Here is a 13691-nt window from a genome sequence, read left to right as displayed (position 1 = left end):
TCCAGCTCTCTCCGGTCAGCCGACGCTGGCTGAGTTGGCGGTCTTCAACGTTTCGGCGGCGACCCGAAGGCCTTCCAGGGGCCCGAATGCGACGTCTTCGTGTTCGATGTTCACCCACATGTCGGGATCGACGGCTTCCAGTGCGCCAAGGAACCGTGTCCAGAATTCCGTGTCGTGCCCGCGGCCCACGGCGACGAAGTCCCACGCCGAGTCCTCGGGCCACTTGTTCACGACATGCCTGCCGCCGAGCCCGGTGGGATTCTGATCCAGGGGGATTCGGGTGAAGCGGTCGTCGAGCACGCCGTAGATCCTGCAGTTGTCATTGATGCGGGTGTCCTTGGCCGCGGCGTGGAACACCAGCGGGCCCAGCCATTCGATGGCCGCGACCGGGTCGATGCCCTGCCAGAACAGATGCGACGGATCCATCTCCGCACCGACGTGCGTGGCTCCCGTCTTGTCGACGAGGCGCTTCATGGTCGGCGGATTGAACACCAGGTTCTGCGGGTGCATCTCGATGGCGACCTTGACGCCGTTCTCGCGCGCGAGCGCGTCGATCTCGGACCAGAACGGCACCGCCACGTCGTCCCACTGGTAGTCCAGCGAGTCGAGGTATCCGGAGTCCCACGTATTGACGTGCCACGCCGGCCACTGCCCGCCACGATGGGCCTGCGGCAGACCGGACATCGTGACGACTCGGTCCACGCCCAGCAGGCCGGCGACCCGGATCGCGTCGCGGAGATCGTCGGCGTCCTCGGGACCGACCTCTGGATCGGGGTGCAGCGGGTTGCCGTTGCAGTTGAGCCCGGCGATCGACACCCCGGTGCCGTCGAAGGTCGACAGGTACTGCTGCGGCGTGACGTCGCCGGCCAGTAGCTGTTTGACGGGCAGGTGGGGGGTGGGGAGGAATCCGCCCGCGTTGATCTCGGCTCCGGTGAGCCCGAGTGAGGCGATGACCTCCAGCGCTTCCCGCAGCGGCTTGTCGTGCAGGATCGCGGTGTAGACACCCAGCTTCATGATGGTGCGACTCCTTTTCGTGGTCAGACGACTTTGACGGTGGTGCCGCCCGACTGGGCGGACTCGGCGACGGCGGCGACAACGCGCAGTCCGTGAAGACCGGCATGAAAGTCCGGCAGCGGTCCCAGGTCGCCAGCGGGGCGAGCGGAGCGCCGGGGAGCGGAACGGTCGGCGATCTGGTCGAGGAAGGCACGGGTCTGGTAGACGAACAGGTCGGCGACCCCGTGTCCGACGCCGCCGGCGTCCATCGGCAGGCCGCCGCGGATGTACGGGTGGTCGGGGCCGACGATGACGCGTCGTGGGCCGCTCAGCTCGGCGCGGCCCCCGTCGGTCGAGATCTCGAATTCGCCGGGACGGTGCAGATTCCACGCCGCGGATCCTGCGGAGGCGAAGAGTTCGAAGCCCAAGCCGTCGGGCAGATTGTGGGCGACCCGGGACGCCGAGAACGTTCCCACCGCACCGTTGGCGAACGTCGCCGTGAATGTCGCGACATCCTCGTTCTCGACGGGCGCCGACTCGTCGCTGACGGCTCCCTTGGTGTGACCGTAGGTGACGCCGAGCGGCACGGGCCGCTCCCTGATCACGGTGGCGAAGGCCGCGCCGCCCACTTCGGTGATCGCACCGCAGATGAATTCGCTCAGATCGATCAGGTGGCTGCCGACGTCCGCGAGGGCACCGGTGCCCGGGCCGCCCCGGTAGCGCCACGTGATCGGCGACGTCGGGTCCAGCGCGTAGTCGCACCAGTAGTGCCCGTTGAAGTGCACCAGCTCGCCGATCGTGCCGCCGGCGAGCTCACGCCGAATCTGCTCGACCGCGGGCGAACGGCGGTAGGTGTAGCCGACGGCTGTCACACGGTCTGAAGCGTCCGCGGCGGCGACCATCGCCTCGGCGTCGGCCAACGATCCCGCGAGCGGCTTCTCGCACAGCACGTGCTTGCCCGCGGCCAGCAGGCCTTCGACGATCTCGCGATGCAGATGGTTGGCCACCACGACGCTGACGGCGTCGATGTCACGTGCCTCGGCGATCGCCCGCCAGTCGAATTCCGCCCGCTCGTACCCGTACCGGCCTGCCGTGTCGTCGGCCACGGCCTGGTTGGTGTCGGCAACAGCGACAAGTCGCACGTCCGGACAATCGGTTCCGAAGACGGTGCTGGCGGAGCGGTATCCGGCGGCATGTGCCCGGCCTGCCATTCCCCCGCCGATGACGGCAACTCCGATCGATGGCTTGGTCACTCCCTGCTGCTCCCGTCTGATTGACGCCCCGTCGTGCGCGTCCTCTGGTTCCGGATCGTTCGTCCGGTCTACTAGACCGGTCTAACTCGGCTACTATGAGCGCTGTCACACCCGGCTGTCAACCCCTGGCGGCTTCCGAAACGAGGTGCACGTGGCGAGGGATCGCGATCGGCCGACCATGCAGGACATCGCCGACAAGGTCGGAGTGTCGAAGGCGCTCGTGTCCTTGGTCTTCCGCAATGCCGCCGGGCCGAGCGCGGAGACCCGTCAGCGGGTGTTCGCCGCCGCTGACGAGCTGGGATACCGGGTCAACCGAACCGCGGCGTTGATGACCTCCCGCCGGTCCCATCATCTCGGCGTCACGATCAACATCCGCAACAGCTTCCACACCGAGATCGCCGAACACATCGTCGCTGCAGCCGACCGGGCCGGCTACGAGATCGTGCTCGGGGCGGTCACCCCCACCCATGGCGAGGCCAAGGTGATCGAGACCCTGCTCGACTTTCGTTGCGAGGGAATCCTGTTGCTCGGCCCCGAATTGTCGGCGAGTGAACTGGCCGACCTCGGCGGCAAGATACCCTCCGTCGTCATCGGACGGCGTGTCCGGACCGACGAATTGGACGTCGTACGCACCGCTGACGGCCGCGGTATCGCGTCGGTGGTCGACCACCTCGTCGGGCTCGGCCACCGTGAGGTCGTCCACGTTTCCGGCGGGACCGGGGTGATCGCGACTGATCGCTGCAACGGCTACCTTCGCGCGATGCGCAGGCACGGTCTGGACGGCAATGCCGAGGTCATCGAAGCTGATTTCACGGAGTCAGCCGGGATCGTTGCCGCACAACGACTGATGGAGCGACCGCTGCCGACGGCAGTGGTGTGCGCCAACGACCGCCTGGGTGCCGGTGTGTTGGACGCGCTGCGGCGCGCCGGAGTGGACGTTCCCGGTGAGGTCTCGGTCACAGGGTACGACGACAGCATGCTGGCGCGGCTGGGCCACATCGATCTCACGACGGTCGGCCAGAAGCCGCAGGAGCAAGCCGATCACGCGGTCGCAGCCGTCATCGAACGCCTCGACATGGGTCGCACTGAAGCTCGGTCCTTTCTGTTGACACCAGAGCTGGTCGTCAGGGCAACGACCGCACCACCTCGGTGAATGTGGTCGGCGACACCGCGAGGATCGCACGCGCGAATGACAATCGCGTCGCACCCAGATTCGCCCCCGAGGAATCGGGATATCGGTTTCCGCACCCGTCACGGCCTCTCATGCCCGACAATCGGCGGGCGGTGATCGCAGCGATGCACCGTCCTTGATGATGGGATTTGCATGGGCCGTGCACTGCACGTCAGACGAGTCGGGGCATTGGCTCTCGTACGGAGAAGTGGCAGGCAGCGGGCCGGCTCATGCTGACGTGGCTGGCGTGCTCTGGTGCTCGTCGTCGTGGTGACATCCGTCGTCGTCGTAAAGCTCCTCGCGCGTAGGCGTGCGCCGGACCCCGGCTGGTTCATCGACAGCACCCGCGCCGCAGGGGCGCTCACTGTGATCGGCACCATGTTCGCGGTGCTGATGGCCTTCACCATCTTCTACGCGCTGCAGAACTACCAACGCGCGCGCGACGGCGGCAGCATGGAGGCGATTGCGGTCACCGAGTTGCACAACGTCGCCGATGTGCTCGAAGGGCACCAGGGGGAACGCCTGCACGGCGACCTCATCTGCTACTCGCGTGCAGTCGTCAACGACGAATGGCCTGCGATGGCGCGGGGCGAACGATCGGACACCGTGCAGCACTGGGTCGACGCGATGGTCTTCGATTTCGCGGCCACAGATCCGACGAACCCCAAGCAGGAAGCGGCCTACTCGCAGTGGTTCGACCAGCAGGCACAGCGCAGGGACGGTCGCCGTGCCCGCGCCGCTGAGATTGATCCGTCGGTGCCGCCGCCGCTGTGGATCGTGCTGGGGATCGGCGCGACGGCCATCTTCATCTACATGTGCGTCCAGGCCGACCGCCGGGAGAGCGCCGTCGTTCAGGCGGTGCCCATCGCGTTCGTGTCGGCGCTCGTGACATCTGCCCTGCTCGTCGTGGCGTTCCTCGATCACCCCTACGCCGATTGGGCGGGCAGCCAGCAACCCGATGAGATGCGAGTGACGCTGAGTCTCATCGACGACGGTCATGTCGTGCCCTGCAATCCGAACGGCGATGCCACGTAGCGCCGCTACTCCCACCTGACCTCGTCGGGTGTCTTGTCCGGCCGCAATCCGCGCCACGACGGTTGCCGCAGCCTGCCATCGGATGTCCGCTCGCTGTAGCGCACCTCCCCCACCAGCGTCGGCTCGATGAACGTCACGCCCTTGGCGTCCTGCGTCGGAAGCCGTGCCGCAAAGGGTGATTCGTCGGTTTCCAGCGGCGCCAGCGTCTTCTTGAGCTTCGCCAGTTCCTTCTCGGTGAAGCCGGTGCCCACCCGCCCGACGAACTGCAGGGCGCCGTCGGCGTCGGGGATGCCCAGCATCAGGGCGCCGATCCCGCTGGTGCGTCCGCCGGTGCCTTCGCGCCACCCGCCGAGCACCACTTCCTGGGTGCACCAGATCTTGTCCTTGATCCAGGACGATGACCGCCTGCCCGCCTGGTACGTCGAGTCCAGCTTCTTGGCGACCACGCCCTCCCACCGCTGCTTGCGCGCGTACTCCAGCGCCTCCGGGCCGTCACCGGGCAACCGGTCGGGCACGATCAGGCCGGCGCCCTCGGCCACCGCCTCGAGGATCTTGCGCCGGTCGGAGTACTTGGCGCGCAACAGCGATCGGCCGTCGAGTGCCAGGATGTCGAACGCCCAGAACTCGACGCGGGTGGAACGCGCCCGGTTCTGCATCTCGCCGAAGCTGGGCACCCCGGACTCGTCGAGGGCGACCGCCTCCCCGTCGAGGATGACGTGGTGGTCGGCGAGGTCGGCGCCGAGCGCGGCCAGCTGCGGATACTCGCGGGTGACGTCGCGGCCCCGGCGTGACCGAAGGGTGAGCGTGCCGCGATCGGCGTCGACCAGCAGGCGGTAGCCGTCCCACTTCCCCTCGAACGCCCACTGATTCGCCTTGAGCCTTTCCACCGACCCTTCGGTGGCGAGCATCGGCGCGAGGTCGCCCGGGGTGGGCTGCTTCTGCTCCTTCATCCGGTGGGCGAGCCAGTTCTTGCCGTCGGTCTGGATGAGCGCATAACGGCCGCTGACCTTCTCGCCCTGGAGGGTGACGATCACCTCGCCGCCCTTGGCGGGCCCGTCCGGGGCGTGGTCGTTGAACTTCTCGGTCTCGTAGGTGCCGGTGTCCCAGACGTAGACCTCGCCGCCGCCGTACTCCCCCTTCGGGATATCGCCGGCGAAGGTGAGGTACTCCATCGGATGGTCCTCGGTGTGCACGGCCAGGTGGTTGACGCTCGGGGTCTCCGGCAGGTTCTTCGGCACCGCCCAGCTGACGAGGACGCCGTCGCGTTCCAGGCGGAAGTCGTAGTGCAGCCGGCGGGCGTGGTGCTCCTGGATGACGAACTTGTCGTTGTTGCCGACCGCGGGCGCCTTGGCGGGCACGGGTTCCGGCGTCCTGCCGGGGTCACGCATGCTGCGGTAGGTGGTCAGCCGGTCGGCCAGCGGCACCTTCTCGTCGAGTTCGGCGAGCAGGTCACCGTCGCGTTCCACCCGTTCGAGCACCTCGTCGAACCGCAGGTGCCGCAGGTCGGGATCGGCGATCTCGTCCCAGGTGCGCGGCGCCGCCACCGTGGGCTCCTCGCGGCCGCGCAGCGAGTACGGCGCGATCGTCGTCTTCGCGGCGCTGTTCTGGCTCCAGTCGACGAACACCTTGCCGGTGCGCAGGCTCTTCGTCATCGTCGCGGTGACGTGCTTGGGCATCGTCTTCTCGAGCTGTTGGGCGACGCGGCGGGCGAGCACCGACGCGCCCCGCGAGCTGATCGGCTCCTCGAGCGGCACGTAGAGGTGCAGGCCCTTGCTGCCGCTGGTGAGCGGATAGGTGGTCAGCCCGATGTCGGTGATGAGGTCGCGCACCTCGTGGGCGACCTGGCACAGCTGCCGGAACGTCACCCCCTCGCCGGGGTCGAGGTCGAACACGATGCGGGTGGCCGGGCCGACCTTGCCGTCGACGAACCGCCACTGCGGCACGTGCACCTCCAGCGACGCCTGCTGGGCGAGCCACGCCAGCCCTTCCCGGGTGTCGATCACCGGGTAGGTCGTCGTGCCGGATTTGTGCGTGACGCTCTCGCGATGCAGCCACTCCGGGGCCGACGACGCGAGTTGCTTCTCGAAGAACTCGAGCTCGCCGACGCCGTTCGGCCACCGCTTGCGGGTGACCGCGCGGCCGGCGATGTGCGGGACCATGGCGTCGGCGATCGCCACGTAGTAGTCGAAGACCTCACCCTTGGTCGTCCCGGTTGCCGGGTACAGCACCTTGTCCGGGTTGGTCAGCCGCACCCGCCCGAGTTGATCCACCACACGACGGTATTACCCGTTGTAGCGTCGTACCAGTGAAGATCCTGTGCGCGGCGTGCATCCTCGCCGTCGGCGCCATGATCGCCGCGCCGCAGGCCGCCGCCGATCCCCGCGACTGGGTGCCCTACTGCTCAGGCGATCAGACGCCGATGGACGACAACTGCAGGGCGATGGCCCACCAGCACTTCACCCACGACGCGCCCGGCGCCAACCCGCAGGTGCCCGTCGGTCTCGACCCCGGCAACGAACCCGCCGTCTGACGCTTCTGTGCGCGAGTTCTACACCAGGGCTGTGATCGTCGCGCTTCAGCGACCCTGGTGTAGAAATCGTCGTCCACAGTCGGCCATTCATCCACAGCCCGCGTCGTGAGTCGACGCTGAGCCGTCTCTCGCGTCGGCGTCACTGCTGACCATCGATCCATGGACCAACCCCTGATCGGTCGCGAAGCACTCAGCAGCGGCGCCCTCACCCGCGGCCGCCTGCGATGGAACTACCGGGCTCAGCACCCGCGGGTGTATGTGGCCAAGGGCGCCGAACCGACGTTGTGGAGCAACACCGTGGCCGCCTGGCTCTGGACCGAAAGGCGGAGCGTCATCGCCGGGCGAGCTGCGGCCGCACTGCACGGCGCACGATGGGTCGACGCATCAACGCCCATCGAGGTGATCGCTGCGCACGGGCGGCCCCGTCCCGGTGTGATCGTCCGCGAAGAACGGCTCGGCGCCGACGAAGTCGCTCGAGTCGGCGAACTTCCCGTCACGACGCCGGCACGCACGGCGTTCGACCTCGCGCGGCACCTTCCCCGAGACCGCGCCGTGCAGCACCTCGACGCGCTTGCCGCGGCCACCGGCGTCACGGCCGCGGATGCCCTGGTGCTCGCCGAGCGGTACCGCGGCGCACGCGGCACACGGCGCGCCCGCGTCGCTTTGCATCTCATGGACGGCGGCGCCCAGTCACCACGGGAGACCTCGTTGCGGCTGCTCCTCATCGATGCCGGGTTGCCTGCGCCGCGCACGCAGATCCGCGTCGCCGACGGCCACCGAGAAGCCTTCATCGACATGGGCTACGACGAACCGATGGTCGGCCTCGACTACGAGGGCGCCCACCACGCAACCATTCGCGGTCAGTACGTCTACGACATCGGCCGAGCTGAGTTCATCGAGCGTCAGGGCTGGATCGACCTGCGAGTGGTGGCCGAACACAGTCGGCAGTTCATCCTCCATCGGGTGCACGAGGCGTTCGGCCGTCGCGGCTGGACCCCTCCGCCCAGTTCTACGCCACGGTCGTGATGTGGCCTCGCGGACAGCCCTGCTGTAGAACTCGGCGACCGATCCCCGCTACTCGTCGTCGGCGCTCAACACCGCGAACGGCGCCGTCGGGACCTCGGCGACGGCCAGCTTCGCCGCCGAGTCGACCGGGATGACGTCGCCCGCCAGCGCCGCGAGCGCCTTGTTGGTGCCGACGTCGCGGCCGGCCTGCTCGCTGAGCAGCCACCGCACCTCGAGCATGTCGCAGTACGCCTGGATCTGCGTGCCGGCGCCGTGGACGGCCTGATGAGCGAGGTGGCCGTAGGGCGTCAGCACCTCCATCACCCACAGCCGCGCGGCCGTCGACTCGTCGACGTCGTGGCCGGCCTCGCGGCACAGCTGCGCCTGGTAGGCGTACAGGTCGCCGAGCAGGATCGCGGCCTGCCCCTCTCCGGCGTCGATGCCGGTGAGATCTCGCAGACGCTGCGCGTGGTAGCGCCGGTCGCCGACCACGACGTGCACACGTAACCGGCTCGGGTCGGCGCTGTCGGGTTGCAGTGACAGTTCGTCGACGGCGAAGCCGAGGTCGTTGAGCCGGCGGATGGTGCCCTCGACGCGGTAGCGGTCGGTGAAGCCGAACACCGGCTCGGCGTGCAGCACGTCCCACAGATCCCGGTAACGCCTCTCGACCTGTTTGGCCTCTTCGATCAGCTTGTCCTGCAACCCTTCCGAGGCGCCGATGCGCTCGGCCACGTCGATCATGCCGCCCGCCACGTTCTGCACCATGATGTCCAGATCCTGTCGGCGTTGCCCGCGGCTCAGCGACGGGTGCACCTCGGAGGTCTCGGCGTCGACGAGGTGCGCGGCCAGGAGTTGACCGTCCCTCGAGAACAGCGTGTTCGCCAGCGAGCAGTCACCCCAGAAGACACCGTGGCGGTGCAGTTCCACCAGCAGGCCCGCCATCGCGTCCAGCAACCGCGCCCGGTGCTTGGGCTCGTCCGGCGGCAACCGCATGAACAGCCGCCGGTACTGCCACGACCCCTCGAGGTAGCGGGTCACCAGGATCGCCGTGTCGAACTCCGGCTGCACCACCACGCCGGCCGGACGCACCGCAGGCAGCGCCATCTCCTCGAGCCGGCGCAGCACGTCGAACTCCTTGACCGCGATCCGCGCGGGCATGTCCTTGACCGCCCACAGCGCGCCGTCGGCCTCGACGAACTTCACCAGGTGCCGGCTCGGGCCGACGGGGAGGTCGCGCAGCGCGACGTCGGGAGCCTTCCAGTGCACCAACGGCAGGTCCCACGGCAAGGCGAGCAGACCCGCCGTGGGGGCCCGCAGCCGCAGTTCCGGCGGGCGCATGATGTCAGTTCAGACGTTCGCCGGTCTCCGGATGGAACAGGTGCACATTGCCTTCCGGCTTCATCCGCAACTCTATGGTGTCGGCCAGCTTGACCGGCTTGCGGGACAGCGACCGCGCCACCAACTCCACGTCGGGATGTGCGTGGGTGTACAGGTAGGTCTCGCTGCCGAGGTCCTCGACGAGGTCGATGACGACGTCGATACCGCCGCCCGGTGACACCTCGAGATCCTCGGGGCGGATGCCGAGCGTGACCTTCTCGACCCCCGCCTCGTGCAGCTTGGTCAGGTGCTCGCGCTCGAGCGGCAGCGTGGAGTCCTCGCTGATCCGTACACCGTCGGCGACGACGGGTGCCGTCACAAGGTTCATCGCGGGCGAACCGATGAAGCCGGCGACGAACGCGTTTGCCGGCCGGTCGTAGAGCTCATTGGGCGAGGCGAACTGCTGCAGCTTGCCGAAGCGCAGCACGGCCACCCGGTCGCCCATCGTCATCGCCTCCACCTGGTCGTGGGTCACGTAGACGGTGGTGGTGCCCAGACGCCGCTGCAGCGCGGCGATCTGGGTGCGGGTCTGCACGCGCAGCTTCGCGTCCAGGTTGGACAGCGGCTCGTCCATGCAGAAAACCTGCGGCTCGCGCACGATGGCGCGGCCCATCGCGACGCGTTGCCGCTGACCGCCGGACAGCTTGGCGGGCTTGCGATCCAGGTGTTCGGTGAGGTCAAGGATCTTGGCGGCGTCCTCGACCTTCTTGCGCCGCTCGTCGGCGGAGACACCCCGCAGCTTGAGTGCGAAGCCCATGTTCTCGGCCACGGTCTTGTTGGGGTACAGCGCGTAGTTCTGGAACACCATCGCGATGTCGCGATCCTTCGACGGCACGCCCGTCATGTCCTTGCCGCCGATCTCGATGGCGCCTTCGTCGATGTCCTCGAGTCCGGCGAGCATGCGCAGTGCGGTGCTCTTGCCCGAACCGGACGGTCCGACCAGGACGACGAATTCGCCGTCCTGGATGTCGAGGTTGAGGTTGTCGACCGCGAGCTTGTCGGAGCCTTCATAGATGCAGGAGGCGTTCCTGTAGGTGATTGATGCCATTGTTCTTCTCCCGGTTCGTTTTCTGACGTTTACTTGATCGCGCCGAACGAGAGTCCGCGCACCAGCTTGTTCTGGGCGAACCACCCGCAGAGGATCACGGGGAGCGCCGCCATGGTCGCGGCCGCCGACAACACGGCCCAGTACTGTCCCTCACCGGCGATGAAGCCGACGAGGTACACCGGCATCGTCTGTGCGTTCACCGCGGTCAGGTTCACCGCGAGGAAGAATTCGTTCCAGGCGAAGATCACGCAGATGAGCGCCGTCGCCGCGATGCCGGGCGAGACCAACGGAAGGATCACCTCTCGCACGGATCGCCACAGGCTCGCGCCGTCCAGGCTGGCGGCCTCGAGGAGTTCGCCCGGCACCTCGAGGAAGAACGACCGCATCATCCACACTGCGATCGGAAGATTCATCGACGTGTACAGGATCACCAGGGCCCAGATGTTGTCCAGCAGGCCGATGTTGGACACGATCACGTACAGCGGCAGGATCGCCGCGACGACGGGCAGCATCTTCGTGCTCATGAAGAAGAACAGCGCATCGGAGGTCTTGCGGACCGGCCGCAGCGACAGGGCGAACGCCGCGGGCACGCCGAGCAGCAGCACCAGGATCGTCGACATGGCGGTGGCGAACACCGAGTTCAGCATGGCGGGCCCGATGCCCTGATTGAAGACGGCCGAGTACTGATCCAGCGTCGGGACGAAGAACAGCTTCGGCGGATTGGTCGCCGCGTCACTCTCGGCCTTGAACGAGGTGAGCACCATCCAGAACACCGGGAAGAAGAAGCCGAGTCCGACCAGCCACGCCACGATGCCCCACGGGCTGAACTTCTTGGACTTCTTCTTGCGGACCGGAGCGCCATCTCTGGTCGCCGTGGCCTTTTCGGCAGTGGTAGTAGTCATAGCTAGGCCGCCTCTTCCTTGCCGGAGAATGATTTGAAGATCAACCGCAGGGCGAAGCTGGCGATGATCATCGTGAAGATGACGACCACCACGCCCATGGCCGCCGCCTGCCCCATGTCGAAGCCCAGGAACGCGCGCTGATAGATGTAGAACGGCAGGTTCGCACTGGCGACACCCGGCCCGCCCTGCGTCATCATGAAGATCGCGTCGAACGTGTTGACCAGGTAGACCGCGCCGAGCACGACACCGAGTTCGATGAAGCGCCGAAGGTGCGGCAGCGTCAACTCCCGGAAGAGCTGGATCGCGGTCGCCCCGTCGACCCGGCCCGCCTCGAGCTGGTCGCGAGGCATGGACGTCAGGCCGGCCAGGATCAGCAGCATCATGAACGGCGTCCACTGCCAGATCAATTCGACCATCACCATGGCCAATGGGAACTGACCAATCCAGTCGACCGGACCGATTCCCACCAGCGACAGCGCCCAGTTGAGGATGCCGTTGTTGGGGTCCAGGATCGTCGTCTTCCAGACCAGCGCACCCGCGACGGGTGTGATGAGGAACGGGGTGATCAACAGCGTGCGGACCACACCGCGGCCGAGGAACGCGCGATCCAGCAGCAGCGCGATTCCCAGCCCGAGCGCCGCCGAGATCAGCACCACCCCCACAATCAGGATGACGGTATTGCCCGCCACCGACCAGAACTGGCTGTCCTGGATGACCGCGAGGTAGTTGCTGAACCCCACGAACTGCCGCGAGCCGGGCCGCACCAGGTTCCACGACAGCGTGGAGTAGTAGAGCGTGAACAGGAACGGCACCTGCGTCACCGCGATCATGAAGATCAGAGCGGGAAGCAGCGGACCTCGCCGTCGCCATCCCTCGGCCCGACTCACGCCGACGTCCTGGGCCTCCTTGATCTTTCGAACGCGTTCGGCGACGGCTTTCTCGTCGGCCGCGGCCGTGGACTCGGAGGTTACCGAAGTTGTAGTCATCACTTCTCCTGGTAGCTCTTGCCGACGACCTCGGCATACAACTGTGCTTGCTCGAGCGCGTCGTCGACGGACTTCTGCCCGGCGATCGCCGCACTGATCTGCTGGCTCACCCGCGTCCCCAGGTCCTGGAACTCCGGGATGCCGACGAACTGGATGCCGGTGTACGGCACCGGCTGCACGGTCGGCTGGTTCGGGGTGGCGCTCTCGATCGACTTCAGTGTCAACGGACCGTAGGACTTCGAGATCGCCTCGTACTCCGGCAGTTCGGTGTAGGTGGAGGTGCGGCTACCCGGTGGCACCCGCGCCCAGCCCAGCTTCTCGCCGACCAGCTTCATGTAGTCCTTGCTGGTCATCCACGAGATGAACTTCCACGCTCCGTCGGGATTCTTGGCAGCCTTCGGGATGCCGAGCGCCCAGGTGTACAGCCAACCGGAGTTGGGCTTCTCGACGATCGGCGCAGGCAGGTAGCCGATCTTGCCGACCAGGTCCGGATAGGTCTGCGGATCCTCGAGCACCGACACCGCCGACGTCGCGTCGTACCACATCGCCGTCTGACCCTGGCCGAAGAGGTTGGCGCATTCCTGGAATCCGGTTGAGGAGGCACCCAATTCGCCGGATTCCTTGATCGTGTTGACGTAGAAGTTGACCGCCTCTTTCACCTCGGGGCTGTTGAGCTGGGCGTTCCACTGCTCGTCGAACCAGCGGCCGCCGAAGGTGTTGATCACCGTGTCCAGCGGTGCGAGCACCTCACCCCAACCCGGCTTGCCGCGCAGACAGATCCCGGCCCGGTCGCCGGTCTTGAGGGTCTTCGCCCAGCCTGCGACTTCCTGCCAGGTGGGCTGGTAGTTCGGATTCTGGTCGACCTTGATGCCGGCCTGCTCGAAGAGATCCTTGCGGTACATCAGGAACGACGATTCGCCGTAGAAGGGAACCGAGTACATGTTGCCCTCGTAGGACAGCGACTCCCGCAGCGACGGGATGAAGTCCTCCTCGTCGTACCCTGGCGTGTTCTTCGCGTAGTCCGAGAGGTTGAGCAACCAGCCGTCCCTGGCCCACTGCGGGGTTTCGAAGTTGCTGATCATCGCGACGTCGAACTGACTCCCACCCATGGCCGTCGACATGGTGATCTTCGCCCGGGCCTGGTTCTCCGAGAGCGAGATGAATTTCAGCTTGACGCCGGGATTCTCCTTCTCGAACTCGGTCGACAGCTCCTGGGCGTCGGCCATCTGCGAGTTGGACACCAGGGCGATCGTCACCTCGTTGTCCGATGCGCCCAGGCTGCCCGCGCCCGCGCAACCGGCGGTGAACGTCAGCCCCACCGCGGCGGCGCACGCCGAGAACCGGTGTAGAACTCTCCGTCGAGTCTTCACACTGACCTACCTTTCACTGCC

12 protein-coding genes are annotated in these 13691 nt (G+C 67.0%); 4 read left to right on the top strand and 8 right to left on the bottom strand.

The genetic code is table 11. The annotated features are described in order from the left end of the window. Positions 1-15: 15 nt before the first annotated feature. Together Q2100_RS06910 and Q2100_RS06905 are read right to left on the bottom strand one after the other, a co-directional pair. Complete coding sequence (locus Q2100_RS06910; protein ID WP_302913389.1) at positions 16-1014, bottom strand: sugar phosphate isomerase/epimerase family protein; 999 nt, start codon at positions 1012-1014, stop codon at positions 16-18. A gap of 23 nt (positions 1015-1037) precedes the next feature. Beyond that, positions 1038-2246: a Gfo/Idh/MocA family protein gene (locus tag Q2100_RS06905; RefSeq protein WP_302913388.1), complete on the bottom strand. Its 1209-nt coding sequence runs from the start codon at positions 2244-2246 to the stop codon at positions 1038-1040. A 151-nt stretch (positions 2247-2397) separates the two neighbouring features. On the opposite strand from Q2100_RS06905, the gene Q2100_RS06900 reads away from it, so the two are divergent. Together Q2100_RS06900 and Q2100_RS06895 are read left to right on the top strand one after the other, a co-directional pair. Beyond that, entirely contained in the window at positions 2398-3399 is a 1002-nt protein-coding gene (locus tag Q2100_RS06900) for a LacI family DNA-binding transcriptional regulator (RefSeq protein WP_407667591.1), read from the top strand. A gap of 273 nt (positions 3400-3672) precedes the next feature. Further along, positions 3673-4452, top strand: a complete 780-nt coding sequence (locus Q2100_RS06895; RefSeq protein ID WP_302913387.1) for a bestrophin-like domain — start codon at positions 3673-3675, stop codon at positions 4450-4452. Between the two features lie 5 nt (positions 4453-4457). Here Q2100_RS06895 and Q2100_RS06890 read toward each other — a convergent pair whose 3' ends face one another. Continuing rightward, positions 4458-6725, bottom strand: coding sequence for an ATP-dependent DNA ligase (locus Q2100_RS06890; protein ID WP_302913386.1), 2268 nt, complete (start codon positions 6723-6725; stop codon positions 4458-4460). Between the two features lie 32 nt (positions 6726-6757). On the opposite strand from Q2100_RS06890, the gene Q2100_RS06885 reads away from it, so the two are divergent. Then, a complete protein-coding gene (locus Q2100_RS06885; protein WP_264010745.1) occupies positions 6758-6982 on the top strand; it encodes a hypothetical protein in 225 nt (74 codons plus the stop codon). A gap of 159 nt (positions 6983-7141) precedes the next feature. Beyond that, complete coding sequence (locus Q2100_RS06880; RefSeq protein ID WP_302913385.1) at positions 7142-8008, top strand: type IV toxin-antitoxin system AbiEi family antitoxin; 867 nt, start codon at positions 7142-7144, stop codon at positions 8006-8008. A gap of 48 nt (positions 8009-8056) precedes the next feature. Here Q2100_RS06880 and Q2100_RS06875 read toward each other — a convergent pair whose 3' ends face one another. From Q2100_RS06875 to Q2100_RS06855, 5 genes are read right to left on the bottom strand one after another with little or no spacing between them, the layout of a single operon-like run. Beyond that, entirely contained in the window at positions 8057-9325 is a 1269-nt protein-coding gene (locus tag Q2100_RS06875; RefSeq protein WP_302913384.1) for a DUF4032 domain-containing protein, read from the bottom strand. Between the two features lie 4 nt (positions 9326-9329). Further along, the gene (locus Q2100_RS06870) at positions 9330-10412 is read right to left on the bottom strand and encodes an ABC transporter ATP-binding protein (protein WP_302913383.1); all 1083 of its coding nucleotides are present in this window, start codon (positions 10410-10412) and stop codon (positions 9330-9332) included. A 29-nt stretch (positions 10413-10441) separates the two neighbouring features. After that, entirely contained in the window at positions 10442-11314 is an 873-nt protein-coding gene (locus Q2100_RS06865) for a carbohydrate ABC transporter permease (RefSeq protein WP_269892655.1), read from the bottom strand. Between the two features lie 2 nt (positions 11315-11316). Then, positions 11317-12300, bottom strand: a complete 984-nt coding sequence (locus Q2100_RS06860; RefSeq protein ID WP_302913382.1) for a carbohydrate ABC transporter permease — start codon at positions 12298-12300, stop codon at positions 11317-11319. After that, complete coding sequence (locus Q2100_RS06855) at positions 12300-13670, bottom strand: ABC transporter substrate-binding protein (protein WP_269892657.1); 1371 nt, start codon at positions 13668-13670, stop codon at positions 12300-12302. Before Q2100_RS06855 ends, Q2100_RS06860 begins: the two co-directional genes overlap by 1 nt. Positions 13671-13691 lie beyond the last annotated feature (21 nt).

Source organism: Mycolicibacterium arseniciresistens (genome assembly GCF_030519285.1).
Taxonomy (GTDB): Bacteria; Actinomycetota; Actinomycetes; order Mycobacteriales; family Mycobacteriaceae; genus Mycobacterium; species Mycobacterium arseniciresistens.
Note: the sequence above shows the minus strand (reverse complement) of the source record. Positions and strands in the feature narration are given on the sequence as shown.

What these genes read in the sequence shown, in the direction of transcription:
- Q2100_RS06910 (WP_302913389.1), bottom strand. Translation starts at nt 1,014, where the DNA reads ATGAAGCTGGGTGTCTACACCGCGATCCTGCACGACAAGCCGCTGCGG.
- Q2100_RS06880 (WP_302913385.1), top strand. Translation starts at nt 7,142, where the DNA reads ATGGACCAACCCCTGATCGGTCGCGAAGCACTCAGCAGCGGCGCCCTC.
- Q2100_RS06875 (WP_302913384.1), bottom strand. Translation starts at nt 9,325, where the DNA reads ATGCGCCCGCCGGAACTGCGGCTGCGGGCCCCCACGGCGGGTCTGCTC.
- Q2100_RS06870 (WP_302913383.1), bottom strand. Translation starts at nt 10,412, where the DNA reads ATGGCATCAATCACCTACAGGAACGCCTCCTGCATCTATGAAGGCTCC.
- Q2100_RS06865 (WP_269892655.1), bottom strand. Translation starts at nt 11,314, where the DNA reads ATGACTACTACCACTGCCGAAAAGGCCACGGCGACCAGAGATGGCGCT.
- Q2100_RS06860 (WP_302913382.1), bottom strand. Translation starts at nt 12,300, where the DNA reads ATGACTACAACTTCGGTAACCTCCGAGTCCACGGCCGCGGCCGACGAG.